Source organism: Vibrio sp. Y176 (assembly GCF_033438945.1).
In genome coordinates, this window is sequence record NZ_JAWOQS010000754.1 from 1 (window position 1) to 618 (window position 618).

Consider the following 618-nt stretch of genomic DNA (forward strand, 5'->3'; position numbering starts at 1 on the left):
GTGCGTGCTGGTTGAACGACAAGTACAAAAAAGGGCGATATTATCGCCCTTTTAGCTATTTGTCAGACTGCTTTTTAGCAAGTGCGCCTCGAACTAATAACAAATCTTATTCTTTCCGGTACTTTTCGCTTCATAGAGCTTCTCATCAGCCGCCTTGAACAGTTCATCAAAGCTTTCCGCTTTGCTTGCAGAGCTAAAGACCACACCACCCGACACGGTAAATCCATTCTTCGTAACTCGTCGTGATCGTTCATCAATCGCTTTTTTGACTCGTTCGAGAATGTGCTTCATCCCTTCAATATCTTCATCGTATATCGCGAGAATAAACTCTTCGCCACCAAAGCGAGATGCGACGTCACTGTGACGAATGTTGTCTCGGATGCACTTCGCAACCAGTTGAATCGCAGAGTCACCTACATCATGGCCGTAAGTATCATTGATAGTCTTAAAGTTATCGATATCGAACACAGCCAATGCCACGTTCTTCTTCGTCATTTTATTACGCCAAACGGCCTGCATTCCTCTACGGTTGAGCAGCCCTGTCATTGGGTCTCTTGCAGCAAGATCTTTAAAGTAGCGACGTTCGGTGTGCATGTTCACATAAAACAGTACTACGGT

At 45.0% G+C, this 618-nt stretch carries 1 protein-coding gene; it reads right to left on the reverse strand.

Annotated elements, in window-relative coordinates; translation table 11 throughout:
* Window positions 1-93: 93 nt before the first annotated feature.
* Window positions 94-618, reverse strand: a 525-nt coding sequence (locus R7O13_RS28470; protein WP_318305404.1) for a GGDEF domain-containing protein, incomplete at its 5' end; no start/stop codon positions are given.